Genomic DNA, 19,531 nt, shown 5'->3' with positions numbered 1-19,531 from the left:
CGGTCGAACGGCGTCGTCCCACGGGGCGGCGCCGTTCGAGTGCGACAGGCGGGCAACGACGATCTCGTCCGACGCGATCGCGCGGTCTCGGTGACCATGGAGTGCATGAGCAAGCTCGATGTCGAATTCGCGGTCGCCACCGGCGCGCTCGCCGACGATCTGCCCTATTTCGCGTTCGGTGCGGGCAGGCCGCTGGTCTTCCTGCGCTGGTTCAGTCCCGACCACGCGAATCCGACCGGATGGACACGCAATTCCGAGATCAGGACGCTGGCCGGGCTGGCGCGGCGGTTCCGGGTCTACGCGGTGAGTCGCGCGCCCGGGATGGCGGTGGGAACGACGATGGCCGATATCGCGGATCAGCACGCGCGGGCGCTGCGATCGGAATTCGGCGACGGCCCGGTGGATGTGCTCGGCATCTCCTCGGGCGGTTCGGTGGGTCTGCAACTGGCCGCCGATCATCCGGATTCGGTGCGTCGCCTGGTGATAGCGGCGGCCGGGTACCGGTTGGAGGAGCAGGCGCGCGCCGATCAGCTCGGATACGCCGAGGCCGCCGCGGCCGGGCATCGCGCGCTGCACCATATGGCCCCGCATTCGTCGCGGGTGCGGGACCGGCTGCTCACAGCGGCCATGTGGCTGGCCGATCCCTTCCTGCGGCCGGTCGATCCGGCCGACACCCTGGCGTTCGTGCGCGCCGAGGACGCCTTCGACCTGTCGGGGCGACTCGGCGAGATCGCGGCGCCGACCCTGGTGATCGGCGGTGAGCGCGACGAGTACTACCCGACCGCGAATTTCCGCCGGACCGCCGACGGAATTCCGCGATCGCATCTGATCATCTACCCGGGTGTCGGGCATATCGGCGCGATCACGCACCGCCGGTTCGCCCGCGACATCGCCGAATTCCTCGACGCGAATTGAGCTTTCAGCAGTTCGACGGCGCCGGTTCGCCACGGAAGCGGGCGTCGAGCCAGCCGAGGACGAAGGGCACGCCGAGCACGGCCGCCGACATGTGTTCGGGAGATATCGTCGTATCCGCTTGCAGCCGTACGCCCGCGTCGCAGTACCGCCGGTTCGTGGCGACGATCGAATCCACCGGAATCAATGGGTCGGACGCCGAATGCCATTCGTAGACGGGGATTCTCGGCACCCCGTCGAAGAATTCGAGACTGTTCTCCTCCAGCACCGCCCGAGCGTCTCGGTTCGTCATCAGTGACATATTGCTCGCGAAATCCATCACGCTCTTTCCCGCGCCGACGGCGAGAATTTCGTTGGTACATCCGTTCGCGAGGACATCCCGGGCCCACAGCCCCCGGGGATTGAGCGATTCACCGATCGGTAAACGGTCCGGATATTCGCGTTCGAGCCCGATGGCGGCGGCCATGATCAAACCGAAGGCCGGGTGTGGAGCGGTGTTCACCGCTTCGATCATGCGCACCAGGTTGGTCGGAACCCCGCCCGCCGCCGCACCGACGATATCGAGTTCGGGCGCGTAGGTAGGCGCGAGCGCCGCCGCCCACGCGGTCGCCATGCCGCCGCCGGAATAGCCCGCCATGGCGATGGGGCTGCGGTGCAGGTTCAGCCCGGGCACCGCGCGCGCTGCGCGGATTCCGTCCAGTGTGATCTGCCCGCCGAGCCGGGCGGCGCCGTAGGCGAAGGTGGGGCCGAGGTGGTCGGGCAGGGCGACGCTCCACCCCCGCGCGAGTACCGCGTTCAGCGCGACGGCCTCGCGGACCTGCAAATTCGGATCCGGACTGTAGAGGACTCGCGACACCGCGCATCGTGGGCCGAGCGCGTTGATGATGTGCTGGTAGGACAGCAGCGGTCCGTCGGGGACGCGCCACTGCGGGGTGAGCAGTGTGGAGGTCGCCGCGATGGGCAGCCCCTGTGAATTCGTCGAGCGGAATTTCACCAGGGTCACCGCGGTGCCGGGAAACATCGCCAGCGGCGGCATCGGGCGGGTTTCGAGTACTTCACCCGGCGATTTCTCGGCGATATCGGCGGGGGCCGCGTAGATGGGGTCGGGATCGGGTGTCGGATAGAGCGGAACGGCCCCGGCACTGCCGGGGCCGAAGAGGGATATCACGGTAGCGCCCGAGAGCAGCGCGGCGCCGATGGCGCGAAATACATGATTTCGATCTTTGGTCGGAATCTGCACGCGGGATGAATATCACGCGCGGGCGGACGAAATCGTGGACACGCGCGTGGTTCAACCGAGTTGTGTCATCCCCGCCGCGACCACCCTGGCGACTTCGACGATATCGTCGGCCGACGGCGACGCCATTCCGTCGAGCGCGTGCAATCGATCCGTGCCCGCCATGGCGAACATCGCCGAGACCCACGCGGCGGCCGCGGCACTGACGGTGCCGGGCCGCACCGCGACCGGCGTGCTGGCCCGCAGCACCCGAGCGGTGACGTCGAGCAGTTGGTCACGCAGGTGGCGCAGCTGACGCCGCACGTCCGGGTGTGTGTCGGCCTCGCGCCACATGATGACCCGCAGCACCGAGGAATCGTGATCGCGCAGATTCAGCGCGTTGTCGAGATTGACCAGACTCCGCGCCGGATCGCCCGGTGCGACTACGGTGTCGATATCGCCGATGGGGTGGGCGGGCACCCGTTCGGTCATCAGGGTGGACAGGATCGAATCCTTGGTGGGGAAGTAGTAGAAGACCAGCCCCTTGGGCACACCGGCGGCGGAGGCGATGGCCGCGGTCGCCGTCGCGTCGAAACCCTGGGCGGCGAAGAGTTGCTCGGCGGCGTCGAGGATGAGGCGGCGGGCGTCGCCGTCGACTTTGGCGCTCCGGCGACGCCCGCCTGCCCGCTGGGGATTCGGCATCTGCATCGGTGGCGCGCCCTACCTTCCGCTGTCCGGCCGCATCAGTGGTGCGCCACGGTGCGGTGCATACGCGCCGACATCGCGGGCAGCGCCGCCACGGCCACCACGACGGTCACCACTCCCACGACCCACGCGGTCCAGGATGCGCCCCGATAGGCGGTGAAGTCCATCACCCACGGCGCGAGGAACAGCAGCGCGCCGAACAGGCCCATGGCGTAGTCCAGTGCGCCCATGGCGGGCCGGAGGATCTGCGCGGCGCCGGTGAGTGCGATCAGGACGCCGAGCACCACCAGCGACCACACGGCGCGGTCGTTGGTGTCGACCCACAGCGGTGACAGTGCCGCGACGGCGCCGAGCACGATAGCGAGGCCGTCCTGGGCGCGGTTCTCGGTGAACATGGTGTGCCTCCTCGGGGCTCGAAAAGTTGTCGTGACCTCGGTATAGTCCTGATTGACCGAGCGGTCAATATCGGAGTGGACAAGATTGGGCCGCGACATCGCGGGCACCGTGGCGGGGAGGTAGCGCCCCACCTCGGACGGAGCGAGAGTTATGGTGCTGAGTAACAGTTGGGTGAAGGGATGGCCGCAATGACAGCGCCGATCGTGATCATCGGGGCCGGCCTCGCCGGCCTGCGCACCGCCGAGGAACTTCGTCGTGCGGGTTACGAGGGCGAACTCGTCCTCGTCGGGGAGGAATCGCGGCTGCCCTACGACCGGCCGCCGCTGTCGAAGCAGTTCGTGCGCGGCGAAACCGACGACACCACCCTGCGGCCCGCCGAATTCTTCGACGAGAAGGCCATCGAGGTGCGCCTGGGCGCGGGAGCCACCGGTGTCGACACCGCGGCTCGCACGGTGACGCTGGCCGACGGCAGCACCGTCGAATACGACAAGCTCATCATCGCGACGGGTCTACGCCCGCGCCGGATCCCCGGCCTACCGGAGCTGAAGGGCGTGCACGTGCTGCGCGACCATTCCGACGCCGCCGCGCTGCGCGACGAACTGAAGAGCGCCAGGACCGCCCTCGTGGTCGGCGCGGGATTCATCGGCTGCGAACTGGCGTCGAGCTTCCGTGACAGCGGCGTCGAGGTCGTGCTGATCGAACCGCAGCCGACCCCGCTGGCGTCGGTGCTCGGCGAGAAGATCGGCGCGCTGGTCGCCCGGTTGCACACCGCCAAGGGCGTCGACCTGCGTTGCGGTACCGGCCTGGACACCCTGCTCGGCGACGACGAGGGTCGGGTGCGTGGCGCTCGGCTGGCCGACGGCACCGAGGTCGCCGCGGATCTGGTCGTCATCGGCGTCGGTTCGCGACCGGCCACCGAATGGCTCACCGATTCCGGTATCGAACTGGCCGAACCCACCGCGGGCGGCGGTGTGCTCGCCGACGAGGTGGGCCGGACCTCCGCCGAGGATGTCTGGGCGCTGGGCGACGTCGCGGCGTGGCGGCACGAGACCGGACAGCGCAAGCGGGTCGAGCACTGGACCAATGCCGGTGAGCAGGCCAAGCTGCTCGCCTGCGCGATGCTCGGGGTCGATGTGCCCTCGATCGCGCGGGTGCCGTACTTCTGGAGCGATCAGTACGACCTCAAGATCCAGGCGCTCGGTACGCCCGGCGCGGGCGACGATGTCGACATCGTCACCGACGACGGCCGTAAGTTCCTCGCGTACTACTCCCAGGGCGGCAACCTCACCGGCGTGGTCGGTGCGGGTGTGACGGCCCAGGTCATGAAGGCTCGTGCCAAGATCGCCGCGGGCGCGCCGGTCGCCGATCTGTTGACTCCGACGACCTGACGAGCCGATGCCGCCGTCGGACCCGGCCGGTGCGTCACCACGGTGGCGACTCCGGCCGTGTCCGGGCGCGTGGCGGCCTGTAATACGGTGGTCGGTGTGATCGTCGCGCTCATCGATTCCGGATTGGGATTACTGCCAACGGCGGCATGGTTGCGCAAACTGCGCCCGGATGTCGATCTGCTCCTGCAACTGGATCCCGATGGCGCGCCGTGGGGACCGAAGCCGGAGCCGTGGGTGATCGACCGCGTGGTCGACGCCGCGCGCACCTCCCTGCGTCGCGGCGCGGAAGTGATCGTGCTGCCCTGCAATACCGCCAGTGTCACCGCGCTCGAACAGGTGCGCGCCGAGGTCGGTCCCGGCGTGCCGGTCATCGGTACCGTGCCCGCGATCAAACCGGCGGCGGCGGTCTGCGCGTCGGTGGCGGTCTGGGCGACCGCCGCCACCACCGCGAGCCGGTACCAAGCCGATCTGATCGCGAAATTCGGGGGCGAGGCGAAGGTGATCGGCGTCGCCTGTCACGGACTCGCCGACGCGATCGACGGCGGAGATCTGTTGGCGGCCAGGAAATCCATCGCCGCCGCTGCCGCCGAGACACCCGACGACGTCGAGGGCGTCGTGCTCGGCTGTACCCACTACCCGCTCGTCATCGACGACATCCTCGCGGCGCTGCCCGCGGGCGTGCGCCTGTTCGACAGCGCGCAAGCCGTTGCCGCCCAGACCATCCGGCGGATGGACGCGCTCGGTCGGCCGAGGACGGGCAGCGGTGCGGTCCACGTGCTCAATAGCGGCCGCCCCGGCGAATTACCCGGGGGTGCGGCGGCTTTCGAATCCGGACGGGTGCTGGGCGCCGAACTCTGATCGGACGAGGAGGAATTCGCGATGACCGATCCCGGCCCGACCGATCTCGAGCCGACCGCCACCGACGTCACGCTCGCGCTGGCGGACGTGGCCGACCCCGACGACGCGGCCGGTCTCGGACGCTTCTTCAAGACCGGTCCGGGCGAATACGGCGAGGGCGATGTGTTCATCGGTGTCCGGGTGCCCGCCATCCGCGCCGTCGCGAAACGGTTCGCGGCGTTGCCGCTCGCCGAGATCGACGCGCTGCTCGACAGCGCGGTGCACGAGCACCGGTTGGCGGCCCTGGTCATCCTCAACGCGCGTTTCGCGAAGGCGGCCAAGCCACGCACTCTCGATATCGACGCGCAGGCCGAGATGGTCCGGCGCTATCTCGACGCCGTGTACCGGGGGCGGGTGAACAACTGGGACCTCGTCGACGTCTCCGCCGAGAACATCCTCGGCCCGTGGCTGCTGGACCGGCCACGGGATCTGCTGTTCGAACTGGCGGACTCGGAATCCCTCTGGGAGCGGCGGGTCGCGCTGCTCACCACCTTCGCCTTCATCAAGGCGGGCGACGCGTCGACGACGTTCGCGCTCGCCGAGCGACTGCTGACCGATCGGCGCGATCTGATCCAGAAGGCACTGGGCTGGATGCTGCGCGAAGTGGGCAAGCGGATCGACCGAACCCTGCTGACCGGCTTCCTCGACGCCCACGCCGCCGCGATGGGCCGGACCGCGCTCGGCTATGCCACCGAACATCTGGATCCGGCCGACCGGGCGGCCTACCGCGCGCTGTAGCGGCTCAGAACTGGATCTTCAGGTGGTCGGTGACCGGTCGCGCCTGGCAGCCGAGGATGTAGCCGTTCTCGATGTCCTCGGGATCGAGGATCTCGGAATTGGCCATCTCGACCTTGCCCTCCAGCACCGTGCACGCGCAGGAGCCGCATTCGCCCTCCTGGCACGAGTACGGCACGTCCAGTCCCTTGGACAGCATGATGTCGACCAGCGTCTGGGTGCGCGGCCAGCTCAATTCGTGCACCTGCCCGTCGAGTTCCACCTCGACGGTGGCGGCGTCGGCGGCTTCCGCGTCGCTGACCCGCACCGGAGCCTGATCGGCGAACGGGTCGCCCGCCAGTGAGTTGAACACCTCGGCGTGGGTGCGTGATCTCGGCACGTCGAGCCTGCCCAGCGCGTCGTGTACCCGGTCCATGAAGGGTTTCGGCCCGCACATGAAGGCGTGGTAGGCGCTGTAGGGAGCGACGAGGGTCGCCAGGCCGTCCGCGGTCGGCAGTCCTTGCAGATTCTCCAGCCAGTGGATGACGACGAGCCGCTGCGGATGTTTGGCGGCGAGTTCGCCGAGTTCGCTCGCGAAGATCACCCCGTCGGGATCGCGGTTGGCGTAGACGAGCACGATCCGCCCGCCGCCGCGCGCGAGCGCCGATTTGAGGATCGACATCACCGGGGTGATGCCGCTGCCCGCGCCGAAGAGCAGCAGATCCTGGTCGAGATCCTTGGGGGTGAACACGCCCGACGGCGGCAGCACCTCGATGCTGTCACCGGCTTTGACGTTGTCGCACACCCAGTTCGAGCCGTAGCCGCCCGCCGTGCGTTTGACGGTGACCTTGGGCTTGTCGTCGGTGTGCGGTGAACTGGCCAGCGAATAGCAGCGCGCCACCGAGCCGGTGAGATCGCTGGGGATCCGCAGGGTCAGGAACTGTCCGGGTTTGTACTCGAACTTGTCCCGCGATTCCTCCGGCACGTCGAAGACGATCGAGCAGGCGTCGGCGGTCTCGGTGATGACGGCGGCGACCCGCAGCACGACCGAACGCGATCCGTGCGGTACCTCGACGGTGGTCATGACCGGACCTCGTGGCGGCTCGCTTCGGCGGCCCGCTGGCTGCGCTCGTTCACTCTCGTCCTTTCGAACGTGGCGGCAAAACTAGAACGTGTTTCAGTTTCATCGTACGTCGGCGTCCGGCCGATGGACAAGCTGGGCCTCTAGCCCGGCGACGAGTACCTCCATCCCGAAGTTGTAGGAGTACTTGCCGCGCAGGTCCGGCAGGTACTCCGCGGCCCGCGCCACCACCTCGGGCAGGGCCACATCCGACAGCGCGGCGCTGTCGCGCGGATTGACCCGGCTGCGCCCGAACAGATACGTGTGGATCGTGGCATACGCGGCGAGCACGTCGCGGTCGGTGAAACCCGCGTCGAACAGGATCTCCATGATCGCGGTGATCAGGTCGAGCTGTTTGCCGAGCATCTGCTCGATCAGCACGTCACCGAGGCCGGGGTGTTTGCGCAACTTCTCGTCGATCTGGTCGATGAGATCGCGCAGCCGCCGTTGCCACGGCGCGGAATCCGGCGGTGAGGTGCGCACTCCGGTCAGCGCGGCGGTGGCGACCAGATCGAGCAGTTCCCGCTTGTCGGCGACGTAGTAGTACGGGGCCATCGGGGAGACACCGAGTTCGCGGGAGAGTCGCCGCATGGATAGCTTCTCCACGCCGTCCTCGCGCACCACGCGCAACGCGGCCTCGACGATCTCGGACTCCGACAGTGTGCTGCCGCCCCCGCTCGTCTGCATTCGTCCGACTCCCATGCCACCTCTACCACCGCGGGGCGCCGCGATTCCTCGACGCCCGGCACGAATCCGTCCAGCTGCTTACCCCCGGAATTCTAGAGTGCGCGGACCGGGTCCCGGTCCCGCCGCCGCCGACCGGCCGCACCGCGCCCGCCCCGGCCCCCGCCCCGGTCCCGCGCGCGCCGTCGAGAAGGCTGTCACGCGTTCCCGTTCGCGGCGGCGCGGGCCGGATCTTCGCGCCACGCCGTGGATCCGAGCGTTCGCGGGATCCGGCGGGGGTGAGATGATCGTCGGCGCGTCCGAGAACGACGGGGCGCTCGCGGGTTTTCTGCGCCCGCGGCGGCGCAGGCCGTCCGGCCCGACGCGGGGGTGGTCCCGCGGTCGGACGGTGCTGTGCCAGTCGTGCGGATCGTCGCGGATCGGCTGTGCCCTCGTTTCCGGAATCGGCGGGGCGCGTCTCGATGCGGTTCCGCGGTGAGTTCGGTGGGTTTCGGTGGTTTCGGTACCGAGGAGGGGCAGTGCGGAATTCGGTTCTTGGCACGACTCGCCGTGTCGGCGCGCGTGTCGCGGGTTCGGTGGTCGCCGACCTCGATTGCCGGGGATGCGCTGGCACGGCGCGGCGGCACCGTTGTTCGGGCGCTGTCCGTCGATTGCCGTCGCGTTGCGGTGGGCGGGAAACCGAGTTCTGGCAATCATTCCGCAAACGCATTTGTGCGAGCGCGGGAGAGTTCGACGGACAGAATCACGCGGAATTCCGTCCTTTTTTCCGTACCGATGATGCCTGCGCGCGAAAGTCCGCCTAGCATGCCAGGAATGCGCCATGATCGCCTGCCCGACGGATTCGGGGTGCGGATCGATCCTCGGGTACGCGCATACTCCGGGGGACGCATCCTCATCGGCGGCTCGCCTGCCCGGTTGCTGCGTCTTGCCCCTGAGGCCGCCGAGATGATCGGTGACGGCTACCTCGAGGTCACCGGCCCGAAGTCCGCGGTTGTTGCCAGACGGCTGCTCGACTCCGGGGTCGGCAATCCGCGGCCCCGTCTGCTGCCGTCCCCGGACGACGTCACGGTGATCGTGCCGCTGCACAACAACGCCGATGGTCTGACCAGGTTGTTGGCCGTGCTGCGCGGGCACAATGTGATCGTCGTCGACGACGGGTCCGATCAGCCGGTGCAGGTGCCGAACAACCGGGGCACTCGCTGCAAGGTCACGGTGCTGCGTCACGACGACAAGCAGGGACCGGCCGCGGCGCGCAACGCGGGCCTGCGGGCCGCGACAACCGAATTCGTCGCCTTCCTCGATTCCGACGTGGTGCCGCGCAGCGGCTGGCTCGAGGTGATGCTCGGGCATTTCAGCGATCCCGAGGTCGCGCTGGTCGCGCCGCGTATCGTCGCCCTCGATCCGGAGTCGAACGCGCTGGCCAGGTACGAGCACACCCGCTCCTCGCTGGATCTGGGCAGGCGCGAGTCGGCGGTGCACTCGCGCGGCGTGATCTCCTACGTGCCGAGCGCGGCGCTGCTCGTGCGACGGCGCGCGCTGCTGGCCGAGGGCGGTTTCGACGAATCCATGCAGGTGGCCGAGGATGTCGACCTGTGCTGGCGGCTGGAGCAGGCGGGCTGGCGGCTGCGCTACGAACCCGCGGCCCACGTCGCCCACGACCACCGCATCTCCTTCCGCGCCTGGTTCGGTCGAAAGCTGTTCTACGGCACCGGCGCCGCGCCGCTGGGCGAGCGGCACGATCCGAGTATGGTCTCGCCGCTGTCGGTGCCCTCCTGGACGGTCCTGGCGGCGTTCCTGTTCGCCACGCTGTCGAAATGGGGGCTGATCGGCGGACTGATCACCCTCGCGACCGCCCTGGTGCGGCTGCGGCGGGTTTTCACCGAATTGGACAATCCGACCAGAATCGCCGCGATCTATCTCTCGCGCGGGTTCTTCGCCGGGCTGTGGCGGCTGGCTTCGGCGATGTGCAGGCACTACTGGCCGGTGACCCTGGTGGCGATGCTGGCCTCGCGCCGGATCCGACGCATCGCGGTCACCATGGCGGTCGCCGACGGATTGGCCGACTGGTTCACCCACCGTGACGCGGGCGGACTCGATCCGTTCCGGTACCTGGCCTACAAGCGCGTCGACGATATCGCCTACGGCACCGGTCTGTGGCTCGGCGCGTTCCGCGCGCGCAGCCTGGAGGCCCTCAAACCGACCGCACCGCGACGCTGAGACCGCGCCGCCGCCACGGGTGGGGCGCGGGCCCACCGCGAGGGCGAAAGGCGGCGGGCCGGATGATGGTGTCGTGGTCGATACGCTGATCGTCGGTGCGGGCACCGCGGGCTGCCTGCTCGCGGCGCGGCTGAGCGCGGATCCCGATCACGTCGTGCGCCTGGTCGAGGCGGGGCAGGTGTGGGGTAGTGCGGATTCGATCCCGCGGGAGGTGCTGCGCGCCGACCTGATGCCCATCGGCCCGGAATCGCCGTGGGTCTGGCGTTATCGGGCGTTGCTGGCGGCGGGCGGCGTCGTGCCCGACACCGTCACCGAACTCGTGCGCGGTCGTTTGCTCGGAGGTTCCGGCGCGATCAACGGCGGCTATTTCGTCCGGGCCCCGGCGGGCGACTTCGCGTCCTGGTCCGAGGAACTACGCGGTGATCCGTCGCACGGGGATTGGTCGTTCGATTCCGTGCTCCCCGCCTATCGCGATATCGAGCGCGATCACGATTTCGGTTCGGCTCCCGGTCACGGCGCGACGGGCCCGATTCCGGTTCGTCGCGTCACCGATCCGGCGCCCGTCGCCGTCGAATTCACCTCGGCCGCCGCCGAGGCGGGTTTCGCGGAGATAGCCGATCTGAACGCCGTGCCCGGCGCGCCGGCGGGATTCGGTCCGGTCCCGTGCAATGTCGAGGCGGGATCGCGGATCGGGACCGCGACGGCCTACCTGCTGCCCGCGCTGGCGCGGCCCAATTTGAGCGTCTCCGGTGGAATCCTGGTGACCCGCATCCGATTCCACGGTACGAGAGCCGTCGGTGTCGATTATCGGGCCGGTGAGCTCAGCGGCACGATCGAGGCCGATCGTGTCGTGGTGTGCGCGGGCGCGGTGGAATCGGCGGCATTGCTGCTGCGTTCCGGGATCGGTACGCCCGCGCAGCTGCGCGAGCTGGGCATTCCGGTGATCTCCGAAGCGCCGACAGGTGCCTGGTTCAGCGACCACCCCGAGATCGGTGTCGAGTACGGACTCGATATCGGTCCGGCCCGCCCCGGTGTCCCGCTGGAGTACGTGCTGACGCTCGACGACATCGAGATCCGCCCGTACTCGATCCCGTTCACCCCGGAGCCGGGAATCCATCGGCTCGGGGTCGCGCTGATGCGCCCGCATTCCTCCGGTGTGCTGCGGCTACGCGGCGCGGATCCGCAGCATCCGCCGATGCTGGAGCATCGGTACCTGTCCGAGGAATACGACAGGGCCGCCCTGTCCGCCGCGGTCGATCTCGCCGGTGACGTGCTGGCCCGTATACCGGGAGCGCGGATCTCCTCGATTCCGCGCGGCGGTGCGGATTCGGCGTGGTTGCGCGCGAATCTCGGTACCTCGCAACATCTGTCCGGTACGTGCAGAATGGGTGTCGACGCCGACGAGCGCGCCGTGGTCGATCCGAGGTTCCGGGTGCGCGGAGTGTCCGGGTTGTCCGTCGTCGATCTGTCCGTGGCGCCGGTGCCGCTGAGCCGGGGACCGCAGGCCACCGTCATGATGATCGCCGAACGCGCTGCGGGCTACCTCACATCCTGATGTGAAAGATGAATAGGTCACATTTGCCGACGATATCCGCGCGATGTGACCTGGCGGACAAAGAACTCCAACCGCCCCTGCCTGGGAATACTCGCCGGTACAGTCTGGGGCGGAAAGAAAGGCAAATGGTCAGCAATTCAGCAGGTGGGCGGCACCCACGGCGAAGCGGCAGCAGAGAATCGGTCGAACCGGGCACACAACTCGGCGCACTCGAAGCCTATGCCGCACAAGCACACGGATATCTCGGCGCGGGTGGTGAAGAACTGTCGCAGCTGGCCGGTCTGTTGCGTCCCCTGGTTCTCGAATCCTGGTTGCGCAGTGTCCGCGGCGGCGTCGACCCGATGGACGTGCTGAACGAACGCGGCCTGCGCGGCGCCGACCTCCAGCGCTATCGCGACGCGCATCCGGTCGCCGCGCTGATGCCCCTGATCGACAAATTGCTCGTGCAGGACACGGCCAGAACAGGTTTGATCGTCGTCGTCTCCGATCAGTTCGGCCGGGTGCTGTCCATTCACGGCGGTACCGAGCAGGTGAGTGCCGCCGCCGAGACCGGCTTGCGCGCGGGCGACGATCTGAGCGAACGCCGGGTCGGCACGAATGCCGTCGGTCTCGTCGTGCGCACCGGGCGGGCGGCGTGGATCCACGGACCCGAACATTTCCTGCATCGCATGCACCAGATCACCGGGGCCGCCGCGCCGGTGCACGATCCGGACGGCAGGCTGGTCTGCGTACTGATGATCGCGGGCGGCGTCCGCGTGGCGAAGCCGGAAATCCTCGCCCTGGTCAAGGCCGCGGCCACCGCCGCCGAGATGGATCTGCTGCTCTCGGCCATGCGCGCCGGTCGACCGGGTGCGGGGCGCAACGGTGAGCGTGGCTCCGAGGCGGGCGACGCGGGCAGGCTCGGGCTCGACGTCTTGGGTCTGGGCCAGCCGCAACTGACCATCGCGGGCGATCGGGTTCCGTTGTCGCAGCGCCACGCCGAGATCCTGTTGCTGCTGGCCGAACATCCCGAGGGGCTCGGCGCCGACCATCTGGCGCTGCTGCTCGACGACACCGATCTGGACAACGGCACGATCCGCGCCGCCATGTCGCGCTTACGCGCGGTCATCGGATCGACCGTCGTCGGTTCGCGCCCTTACCGTCTGCGGGTTCCGGTCGCAACCGATGTCGACGAATTGCGCGTCGCGCTGGATTCCGGTGATGTCGATTACGCATTACGGCTCTACGCCGGTCCGGTACTGCCCCGATCGACCGCTCCGGGCATTGTGGATCTTCGCGACGAGCTCAGGGTGCGGTTGCGCACCGCCGTGCTCAGTTCCGGTGACTCCGGGGTGCTGCGCCGCTGGACCGAGGCCCCCGAGGGGCGTGACGACGCGACGGCCTGGGCTGCCTACCGTGCCACCGTCGACCGCGACTCCCCGCTGTATGCCCAGATAGAGGCCAAGATTCGGGTTCTCGATCGGCGCATGGGCGCGGATGCAACGCAGATGCAACGTTACGGCTCATAGTCTGCACTTCGAAGAGTGTGACAACTCACATCGCCGCCGGTAGGGCGGCCTCTTGGTAAGGCCCTGTCTCGGGTTTCGAGCCGTCGTGCTCATCTGAACAAGCGTCCAGAAGTTTTTACCGGAATTAGTTCCTTTTTATTAACTTTGGGCCTAGTGTTCGCAATGCACGGCTCACTTCCGTGTGATGTAGGGAACACAGCCGAGGCGCAGGACCGGCGTCGCGGCAGCGGAGTTGGAGGAACGATCACGGGCTTGGCACAACCCGTCGGCGGCAGGAGTTCGCCACGGACGTGACCGCGGAGGTCACGAACTCGTTTTCACGTAATCAATCGGATCCCCGCGCCGGTGACGTACCCGCGTCCCGCGCATTCGCCGAATACCCACCGGTGGCACACACGCCCGGCATTCCGGATCGCCCGATCCGGCGCGGGCTCTCTCGATGCTGCCCGAAAACATTCGGCCGGAAGTTGTTTCACCAAACGAGGAGGCTCTGGTGCACGGTACGGAGTTGGGTGGGTTCAACGCGCGGCCGAAGGCGGACGCCGATACCTCGACAACCGAGCCGATTCCGTTTCCGCTCGCGCCGGCGCAACTGGGACTCTGGTACGCGCAACTCCTCGATCCCGACGTGCCGATCAATATCGCGCAGTACGTCGACATCAGGGGTGATCTGGATACCGCTGTGCTCGAGGAGGTTTCGCGCGAAGCGGCACTGGACTACGAGTCGACGCTGGTCCGTCTCGGCGCGGGCGAGGGCACTCCGCACCAGATCGTCGATCCCGCGTTGACGATCGACATCCCCCTCATCGACTTCCGGGACCACATCGACCCGGTGGCGGCCGCCGAGGAGTGGATGCGCGCCGACGCGGGCGCACCGGTCGACCTGCTGCGCGACCGTCTCTTCGCGGGCGCGGTGCTGCGGGTCGCCGACCAGCGCTATTTCTGGTATCTGCGCGCCCACCACATCGTGCTCGACGGTTTCGGCGCGCTGACCAACACCATGCGCGTGGCCGAGCGCTACACCGCGAGAATGCACGGCACCGAACTCGAATCCGTGCGACCCGGCACCGTCCGGGCGCTGGTCGAGGGCGAACTCACCTACCGCGACAGCGCCAGATTCGACTCCGATCGCGCGCACTGGGCCCAGCGGGTGGCCGGACTCGACGCTCCGACCAGCCTGGACGGTCGAACCGCGCCGCGGGCGGCCAACAACCTGATCGTCGGGCGCGCGCTGCCGCAGCGACTCGTCGACCGGCTCGACGGCATTGCCGCGAGCCAGGATTCGACCATCGCCGTGGTACTGCTCGCCGCCTTCGCCTGCTACCTCGGCCGGATCACCGATCGCGACGACGTGGTGCTCAGCCTGCCGGTGACCGCGCGCACCACCGCGGTCATGCGGCGTTCGGCGGGCATGCTGTCCAATATCGTGCCGCTGCGCGTCGCCGTGGGCGACGGTGTGAGCTGGGGTGAGCTGTTGCGCGCCACCAGGGTCGAAGTGGCGGGCGCGTTGCGTCACCAGCGCTACCGGCACGAGGACATCCGCCGCGACGCCGAACACGACGGCAGACCCGCGCGCCGCGCCCTGTTCGGTCCGATCGCCAACATCATGCTGTTCCGCAGCGATCTCGCGCTCGGTGACACCGTCGGCCGCTACCACGTACTGTCCACCGGTCCGGTGGAGGATCTGAGTCTCAACGTCTACTACGGCGAACGCGACAGTGTGCACGTGGATTTCGAGGCGAATCCGAATCTCTACGCCGAGGACGACATCGCCCGGCATCACGCGCGCTTCCTGAGCTACCTGCGACGGCTCGCCGACGCCGATCCCGACGACGCGGTCGTCGACATCGCGGTCGCGACCGAACTGGAAGTCGAGGTGAGCACCAGGGTCTGGAATGCCACCGCCTTCGACGTGGCCGCCGCCGTGGACGAAGGCACCGGCGCGCCCGTGACGCTGGTGTCGATGTTCGACGCGCAGACCGCCCGCACCCCGGACGCGCCCGCGCTGCGCGCCGCCTCCGAGCCGAGCCTGACCTATCGCGAACTCGCGGCGCGCATCCACGAACTGGCGCGCCATCTGATCTCCTGCGGTGTCGGTCCGGAGACGGTGGTGGCGCTGCACCTGCGGCGTTCGACCGACCTGGTCGTCGCGATGTACGCGGTACTGGCGGCCGGAGGCGCGTACCTGCCGCTGGATCCCGACCACCCCGTCGAACGCACCGCGCACATTCTCGCCACCGCCCGCCCGATCTGCGTGCTCGCCACCGAAACCTCCGACGCACCAGAACTTTCCGGAACTCCGCTGGTCCACATCGACCGGCTCGACCTGTCCGGATTCTCCGACGCGCCGATCCGCGACGGCGAACGTCTCGCGGCGCTGCGACCGGCCCATCCCGCCTACATCCTGTTCACCTCCGGCTCGACCGGACTGCCCAAGGGCGTCACGATCACCCACGAGGCCATCGTGAACCGGCTGGTGTGGATGCAGCGGACCTACCGGCTGTCCGCCGACGACGTGGTGCTCCAGAAGACCCCGGCCACCTTCGACGTGTCGGTCTGGGAATTCTTCTGGCCCTTGCAGATCGGCGCGGTCCTCGTACTCGCCGCACCCGACGGGCACCGTGACCCCGCCTACCTGCGTGCGGTCATCGCCGAATACGGCGTGACCATCGCGCATTTCGTCCCCTCGATGCTGGAGGTGTTTCTCGCGCACCGGGATATCGACCGCGCCACCTCGCTGCGTGCGGTGTTCGCCTCCGGCGAGGCGCTGCCCGCGCCGCTGGCGCAACGCCTGCGCGTGCTGACGGGCGCGACGCTGCACAACCTCTATGGACCCACCGAGGCCGCGGTCGACGTCACCTTCCACGAGGTGACCGACGCCGACACCGTCTCGGTGCCGATCGGCGCACCGGTATTCAATACGGGGCTCTACGTGCTCGATTCGCGGCTGCGGCCCGCGCCGATCGGAGCTCCGGGTGAGCTGTATCTGTCGGGGGTACAGCTCGCTCGGGGGTATCTCGCGCGACCCGGACTGACCGCCGGACGCTTCCTCCCCGACCCCTTCGCCGGACCGGACGGCCCGTCCCCGGTGGGCGCGCGCATGTACCGCACCGGCGATCTGGTGCGCTGGAACGCCAACGGTGAACTGGAATATCTGGGCCGCACCGATTTCCAGGTGAAACTGCGCGGCCTGCGGATCGAACTCGGCGAGATCGAAGCGGTGCTCGGCGCCGTGGACTCGGTGGTGCGCGCGGTGGTCGTCGTCCGCGACGACGCGGGCGCGGGCGAACAACTGGTCGCCTACGCGGTGGAATCCGAACCCGGCACCGTGTCGGCCGCCCACCTGCGCGCCGCGGCGACACGCGCGCTACCCGGCTACATGGTGCCTTCGGCCTACGTCGTACTGGACGCGCTGCCGGTCAACGCCTCCGGCAAGCTCGACCGCGCGGCGCTGCCCGCGCCGGATCGGGATGCGATCGAGTACCGCGCACCGGTCACGGCGGTACAGCGGGCCGTCGCGTCGGCCTTCGCCGATGTGCTCGGCCGCGAAGCGGTCGGCCTCGACGACGATTTCTTCGCACTCGGTGGCAACAGCCTGGTGGCGACCAGGGTGGCCGCGCGACTGAGCGCCGAACTGGGCTGCCTGCTCGGGGTGCGCGAGTTGTTCACCGCGACGACGGTGTCCCAACTCGCCGAACTGATCGAGGACGCGGGCGGCAGCGGTGGTATCGCCACGACCGCGCGGCTGCGGGCGCGGCCGAGGCCGCCGCTGGTTCCGCTCTCACCCGCGCAGCAGCGCATCTGGTTCCTCAACCGCTTCGAACGGGCCGGGGCCGGATACAACATGCCCTTCGTGGTGCGGATGCGCGGGGAGGTCGACCTGCCCGCGCTGCGTTCGGCCATCGGTGATGTGGTCGAACGCCACGAGATTCTGCGCACGCTGTTCCCCGCGCTGCCGATCGGCCATCCCGACGGTGTCGCCGCCCAGCAGATCGTGCCCGAGGTGGTGGTGACCGACGAGCCCGAGTCCATCGCCGCCGCGGCACTGGACCGGGAACTGTCCGCCTTCGCGGCGACCGGTTTCGACCTGGAACGCGAGATCCCCTTCCGGGTGCGAATTCTCACCGTGGACGACGGCGGTGTCGCGCTCGCGCTGGTCCTGCACCACATCGCCGCGGACGGTCTCTCGCTGCGGGTACTCGCCCGTGACGTGATGCGCGCCTACGGCTCTCGCTGCCGCGGTGTCGAACCGCAGTGGTCGCCGCTGCCGGTGCAGTACGCGGACTACAGCCTGTGGCAGCGCGAGGTGCTCGGCGCACCCGACGACGCGGACGCGCCGCTGTCCCGGCAGTTGGCGTACTGGACCGAAACCCTCGCTGGCGCGCCGGAACAACTCGACCTGCCGGTCGACCGCGCGCGTGCGGCCACGGCGTCCGGGCGCGGTGCGGTGCACCGGTTCGAGATGCCGGGCGGTTTGGTCGCCGGAATCACCGCTGTCGCGCGGGCGCACGGCGTCTCGGCCTTCATGGTGTTGCACGGCGCGCTGGCCGCGCTGCTGTCGCGGATCACCGGCGGCACCGACATCGTGATCGGCACCCCCGTCGCGGGCCGCGGCGAGCGGGCCCTGGACGAACTCATCGGCATGTTCGTCAACACGCTGGTGCTACGGACCGCCGTCGACCCGGCCGAACCGTTCTCCGCGCTGCTCGCGCGGGTACGCGACACCGATCTGGCGGCCTACGGCCACGCCGACCTGCCGTTCGAGCAGTTGGTCGAGGCGATCAACCCCGTGCGCTCGCAGGCCAGACACCCGCTGTTCCAGGTGATGCTCGCCTTCGACAACGCCGCCGCGATCGAATTCGCACTCCCGAACCTGACGGTCTCCACCGAGGTCATCGACACCGGCGTGACCAAATTCGACCTCCAACTCACCGTCACCGGCGGATTCACCGGCGCGGAACCCGTGCCCGCGGAATTCGCCTACGCCACCGATCTTTTCGACGAACAGACGATCGTGGACCTGTCGCGGTGGTTGCTGCGGCTGCTCGCAGGGCTCGTCGCCGACGTGGATGCGGCGGTCGGTGATCTGCCGCTGCTCGACGAGGTCGAGCGGGCTGGCGTGATCGCTCGTGGTGTGCGCGGTGGGCCGGGCACGTCTGCCTCGGACGTCGTGGTCGGTGACCTGTTGTTGCTGGATGAGACCGAGCGTGCCCGCGTGGTCGCACTCGGTGTGCGTGGCGGTTCGTCGGGGTCTCCGGGCGACACCAGCGGCGATATGGACGTCGTGGTCGGTGACCTGCCGCCGCTGGACGAGGCCGGTCGTGCTCGCATGACCGAGCGCGCGGAAATCACCGTCCTGGACGCGTTCGCCGCCCAGGTGAACCGCACCCCCGACGCCGTGGCCCTCGTCGACGGCGATCGCGTGCACACCTACGCCGAGTTCGCCGCCGAGGTGAACCGCCTGGCGCGGGTGCTGATCGGCGCGGGTGTCGGTCCGGAGTCCAGGGTCGTGCTCGGGATGCGGCGTTCGGCGGAATTCGTCACCGCCGTCTACGCGGTGCTCACGGCGGGCGGCGCGTACGTGCCGGTCGACCCCGACCAGCCGAGCGCGCGCCTGGCGCGGGTGCTCGCGCAGGCGGAACCGGTCTGTGTGCTGACCCGCGCGGCCGACGGCTGGGACCTCGGTGAGCTGTCGGTTCCGGTGCTGGTGGTCGACCGGATCGACCGGAACGGCGACGCGGGCCCGATCCGCGACACCGAGCGGCTCGGTCCGCTGCGGTCGGCCAACACGGCCTACCTCCTCTTCACCTCCGGGTCGACCGGACTTCCCAAGGGGGTCGCGGTCCAGCACGGGTCGGTGGCGAACCAGGTGCGTTGGATCGCCGACGAATACGGGATCGGTTCCGCCGATAGCGTGCTGTTCAAGACCCCGGCGACCTTCGACGTCTCGGTGTGGGAACTGTTCGCCCCGTTCATCCGTGGTGCTCGACTGGTCGTCGCCGAACACGACGGGCACCGCGACACCGCCTATCTCGCTTCGACCATCGCGGCGCATCGGGTCACGATGACCTCCTTCGTGCCGTCCATGCTAACGGTGTTCGCGGCCGTCGCCGCACCCGCCGCGCTCACCTCGCTGCGGACGGTCTTCGTCGCGGGCGAGGCGATGACCGGCGAAGCCGCGGCGGCGTTCGCGGCGGTGTGCCGCGCCGAACTGCACAA

The 19,531-nt window shown here is 68.9% G+C and carries 13 protein-coding genes (1 of these 13 only partly in view); 8 read left to right on the top strand and 5 right to left on the bottom strand.

Going from position 1 to position 19,531, the window contains the following annotated elements; translation table 11 throughout:
• Positions 1-105 precede the first annotated feature (105 nt).
• A complete protein-coding gene (locus tag DAT37_RS32920) occupies positions 106-915 on the top strand; it encodes an alpha/beta fold hydrolase (protein ID WP_109529111.1) in 810 nt (269 codons plus the stop codon).
• Positions 916-919: 4 nt separating this feature from the next.
• Here the strand turns inward: DAT37_RS32920 and DAT37_RS32915 are convergent, their stop codons facing one another.
• The 3 genes from DAT37_RS32915 to DAT37_RS32905 all read right to left on the bottom strand — a co-directional run bounded on the left by DAT37_RS32915 (position 920) and on the right by DAT37_RS32905 (position 3,228).
• A complete protein-coding gene (locus tag DAT37_RS32915) occupies positions 920-2,110 on the bottom strand; it encodes a lipase family protein (protein ID WP_109529110.1) in 1,191 nt (396 codons plus the stop codon).
• Between the two features lie 93 nt (positions 2,111-2,203).
• Entirely contained in the window at positions 2,204-2,836 is a 633-nt protein-coding gene (locus tag DAT37_RS32910; protein ID WP_232840151.1) for a TetR/AcrR family transcriptional regulator, read from the bottom strand.
• 35 nt (positions 2,837-2,871) lie between these two features.
• Positions 2,872-3,228, bottom strand: a complete 357-nt coding sequence (locus tag DAT37_RS32905; RefSeq protein ID WP_109528793.1) for an SPW repeat domain-containing protein — start codon at positions 3,226-3,228, stop codon at positions 2,872-2,874.
• 189 nt (positions 3,229-3,417) lie between these two features.
• On the opposite strand from DAT37_RS32905, the gene DAT37_RS32900 reads away from it, so the two are divergent.
• The 3 genes from DAT37_RS32900 (at position 3,418) to DAT37_RS32890 (ending at position 6,252) form a co-directional block, all read left to right on the top strand.
• Complete coding sequence (locus DAT37_RS32900; protein ID WP_109528792.1) at positions 3,418-4,617, top strand: NAD(P)/FAD-dependent oxidoreductase; 1,200 nt, start codon at positions 3,418-3,420, stop codon at positions 4,615-4,617.
• A 96-nt stretch (positions 4,618-4,713) separates the two neighbouring features.
• A complete protein-coding gene (locus tag DAT37_RS32895) occupies positions 4,714-5,475 on the top strand; it encodes a glutamate racemase (RefSeq protein WP_109529109.1) in 762 nt (253 codons plus the stop codon).
• 21 nt (positions 5,476-5,496) lie between these two features.
• A complete protein-coding gene (locus DAT37_RS32890) occupies positions 5,497-6,252 on the top strand; it encodes a DNA alkylation repair protein (protein ID WP_109528791.1) in 756 nt (251 codons plus the stop codon).
• A gap of 4 nt (positions 6,253-6,256) precedes the next feature.
• Here DAT37_RS32890 and DAT37_RS32885 read toward each other — a convergent pair whose 3' ends face one another.
• The gene (locus tag DAT37_RS32885) at positions 6,257-7,312 is read right to left on the bottom strand and encodes a ferredoxin--NADP reductase (RefSeq protein ID WP_109528790.1); all 1,056 of its coding nucleotides are present in this window, start codon (positions 7,310-7,312) and stop codon (positions 6,257-6,259) included.
• A 99-nt stretch (positions 7,313-7,411) separates the two neighbouring features.
• Positions 7,412-8,035: a mycofactocin system transcriptional regulator MftR2 gene (mftR2, locus tag DAT37_RS32880; RefSeq protein ID WP_109529108.1), complete on the bottom strand. Its 624-nt coding sequence runs from the start codon at positions 8,033-8,035 to the stop codon at positions 7,412-7,414.
• An 810-nt stretch (positions 8,036-8,845) separates the two neighbouring features.
• Here mftR2 and mftF point away from each other — a divergent pair.
• From mftF to DAT37_RS32855, 4 genes are all read left to right on the top strand, one after another.
• Complete coding sequence (gene mftF, locus DAT37_RS32870; protein ID WP_109529107.1) at positions 8,846-10,249, top strand: mycofactocin biosynthesis glycosyltransferase MftF; 1,404 nt, start codon at positions 8,846-8,848, stop codon at positions 10,247-10,249.
• Positions 10,250-10,322: 73 nt separating this feature from the next.
• Positions 10,323-11,804, top strand: coding sequence for a mycofactocin dehydrogenase MftG (gene mftG / locus DAT37_RS32865; RefSeq protein WP_109528788.1), 1,482 nt, complete (start codon positions 10,323-10,325; stop codon positions 11,802-11,804).
• 125 nt (positions 11,805-11,929) lie between these two features.
• Positions 11,930-13,312, top strand: a complete 1,383-nt coding sequence (locus DAT37_RS32860; RefSeq protein ID WP_109528787.1) for a sigma-54-dependent transcriptional regulator family protein — start codon at positions 11,930-11,932, stop codon at positions 13,310-13,312.
• A 439-nt stretch (positions 13,313-13,751) separates the two neighbouring features.
• On the top strand, positions 13,752-19,531 hold the beginning of the coding sequence (locus tag DAT37_RS32855; RefSeq protein ID WP_109528786.1) for a non-ribosomal peptide synthase/polyketide synthase. The gene runs 12,301 nt beyond the window's last position; only the first 5,780 of its 18,081 coding nucleotides appear in the window; its start codon is at positions 13,752-13,754; its stop codon lies beyond the right edge, outside the window.

The sequence above is a fragment of the Nocardia aurea genome (assembly GCF_003123685.1).
Classification (GTDB): Bacteria; Actinomycetota; Actinomycetes; order Mycobacteriales; family Mycobacteriaceae; genus Nocardia; species Nocardia aurea.
This window is presented reverse-complemented; position numbering and strand designations above follow the sequence as displayed.